This is a genomic window from Pseudoalteromonas luteoviolacea, assembly GCF_021654285.1.
GTDB lineage: Bacteria > Pseudomonadota > Gammaproteobacteria > Enterobacterales > Alteromonadaceae > Pseudoalteromonas > Pseudoalteromonas luteoviolacea_J.
Window position 1 is genome coordinate 1 of sequence record NZ_JAKFZS010000073.1, and the last position, 2057, is coordinate 2057.

Below are 2057 nucleotides of genomic sequence, written 5' to 3' on the forward strand. Positions count from 1 at the left end.
GTATTCCAATACTTATTAAAGGGGCTTACCAGCCCCAATCAAACGATTCCATAACCTCAGCTAGTGCATTGCCAGCAACGGTTTCATTAGCAGCATTAATGCCATGCTTATCGTTAATATATTTAGATACAGCGTTTGCCCCAGTGTAGCCGTCATAATTACCATCTAATTCATGTTTAATATGTTCAGCAGCTTCTTGATAAAGTTTGATGTATTTTTCCATTTCTCTATTCCTAAGTTGTTTTCAAAGCTACCTACTTGGTAGTAAAAAGGTTTCCAATGGGGCGCATTGAGCGCCCGTTAATTTATTTTGATAAAAGTTTTGTGATCTTTGCAGGCAAATCTTCAATTTGTACAACTTCTTTATTTACTTTATCGTTTTCAATACAAGCAAATTCTAATAGCTCACTGTAAAGCGGATTAATGAAGATCCTAAGCCCATTATCAGCTTTAATGTTGATACTAAACGTGTCGTAAATATATTCAGTAAACGGTACTGTAACTTGTAATTCCTCATCCCAAACTGAAAAATCAACTTCAGTTTTTAGAGAGTCGATAACAGGGCAAAGAGCTTCTAGTTTTTCATTCTCTACGCATGAGACTTTTTCACCGCTCATCCAGTGCCAGCAGCCAAAAAATAAGTCAGCGTTATCATTTGGTATTTCATTGTCACGCGCTGGTACATTGAACTCAGGGCCGTAAATACTAATCGCTTTTTTGATATTGCTCAGGCGCTGTTCCATAGCTGAGATAACGCTGTTTTCTTCAAATGCTTTTTTAAAGAACGCGTTTGTCGTCGCAGCTTGATCCATCCATTTCATTAACTCTACATTGTGTTCTAGTGCATCGTTTAAATTAACCATAACTTTCCCTACTAAAAATAATTAAAATCAAGCTACCTGCATGGTAGTGAATGCCTTAACTTGGATTTAACTATAGTTCCCATTGGGAACTATTGCAAGCGTTATTTCAATCTTTCTTCGATTAATTTTTGTGCTTTGAATTTGGCGAGCAAATTAAACGTTTCAATATGCGCGGCAACGTAGTCTGGTAGCGTTCTATCGCTGGTTTCTGATAGATACTCACTGACCTTTGATTTTTGTATTTTAAGCACCTTAGCGCCGTCTGAGGGCTTTAGATTCCAACGTTCTAGCCATTGCGCTAATAATTCGTTATTTGTCATTTACTCTTTTACTCCCAGTGCTGGCACTGACCTATATAAGCTGTTTAGTGCGTCTGTTAATCTTTGAGGGTCAGGTATTATGTATGTGTCGGTCATTTCATCACTTACGTGACCGATTGCCATTTGTATAACGTCATATCCAACGCCAGCATCAGATAGTAAGCTGGCAGTGCTTTTGCGGCCTGAATGACTTGAGCCTTGATAAAAGCCGCACCCTTTAAATAAGTTTCTAACGTAGTTCTCCATGCTTGAGCAAACTAACGTTTCTTTTGGCCCGTCCTTTGTCTGATATTTTTTAACATTAAAAGCTAAAGTAACCCAGCGCTTACCTCGCTTTGATAAAAATAAAGGGCTTTCACCATACAAGCCGCCATAACTGCCATCTGTTGATAACATCGCATTATCAGCTATACGACGATCACGCCAAGCTAACAGCGCTTTCTGCTGCTGCTTTAACACCAGCACACAATCACGGCTTTGATTCGTTTTTGTGTATTCAGCTCGCATTCTAAAAATAGATTTAATCTCACCGTCTTTGGTGAAAACGTCTTTAACTTTGAGCTGGCAAGTCTCACCTATACGTGTAAGCGAACCAAACAAAAACCAAATTAATGCTACATTCCTCTCGGCTGTTTCACCGCGATTTGCATTAGCTAATATGTGTTTGAGCTGCGCTTTACTCTCTATTTTTCCTGCGCCTTTCTTACTGGCTTCAAGTCGCTTTACTGCATCCGATACTGGTCTGCGCCTGACAGGCCTATGACCTTTTTCAAATGGCATGTGACACCCCAAATTACACCCAATTCCAATATAGTATATTAATCAGCCACCGAAAACTACAAGCGTTGATTTATCAGGGTATATTGGAATACTG

Annotated in this window: 4 protein-coding genes; all 4 read right to left on the reverse strand. The window is 39.2% G+C overall.

All coding sequences use genetic code 11. The features are described from left to right. Positions 1–25: 25 nt before the first annotated feature. The gene (locus tag L1077_RS27025; RefSeq protein ID WP_237139863.1) at positions 26–223 is read right to left on the reverse strand and encodes a hypothetical protein; all 198 of its coding nucleotides are present in this window, start codon (positions 221–223) and stop codon (positions 26–28) included. Between the two features lie 82 nt (positions 224–305). Next, positions 306–863, reverse strand: a complete 558-nt coding sequence (locus L1077_RS27030; protein ID WP_237139864.1) for a hypothetical protein — start codon at positions 861–863, stop codon at positions 306–308. Between the two features lie 101 nt (positions 864–964). Continuing rightward, a complete protein-coding gene (locus tag L1077_RS27035; protein ID WP_237139865.1) occupies positions 965–1183 on the reverse strand; it encodes a hypothetical protein in 219 nt (72 codons plus the stop codon). After that, positions 1184–1963 (reverse strand): tyrosine-type recombinase/integrase, encoded by a 780-nt coding sequence (locus L1077_RS27040; protein ID WP_237139866.1) that lies wholly within the window; start codon positions 1961–1963, stop codon positions 1184–1186. Between the last annotated feature and the right edge of the window lie 94 nt (positions 1964–2057).

Bases quoted from the DNA above. Each gene is read 5' to 3' on its own strand.
- L1077_RS27025 (WP_237139863.1), bottom strand. From the start codon at position 223: ATGGAAAAATACATCAAACTTTATCAAGAAGCTGCTGAACATATTAAA.
- L1077_RS27030 (WP_237139864.1), bottom strand. From the start codon at position 863: ATGGTTAATTTAAACGATGCACTAGAACACAATGTAGAGTTAATGAAA.
- L1077_RS27035 (WP_237139865.1), bottom strand. From the start codon at position 1,183: ATGACAAATAACGAATTATTAGCGCAATGGCTAGAACGTTGGAATCTA.
- L1077_RS27040 (WP_237139866.1), bottom strand. From the start codon at position 1,963: ATGCCATTTGAAAAAGGTCATAGGCCTGTCAGGCGCAGACCAGTATCG.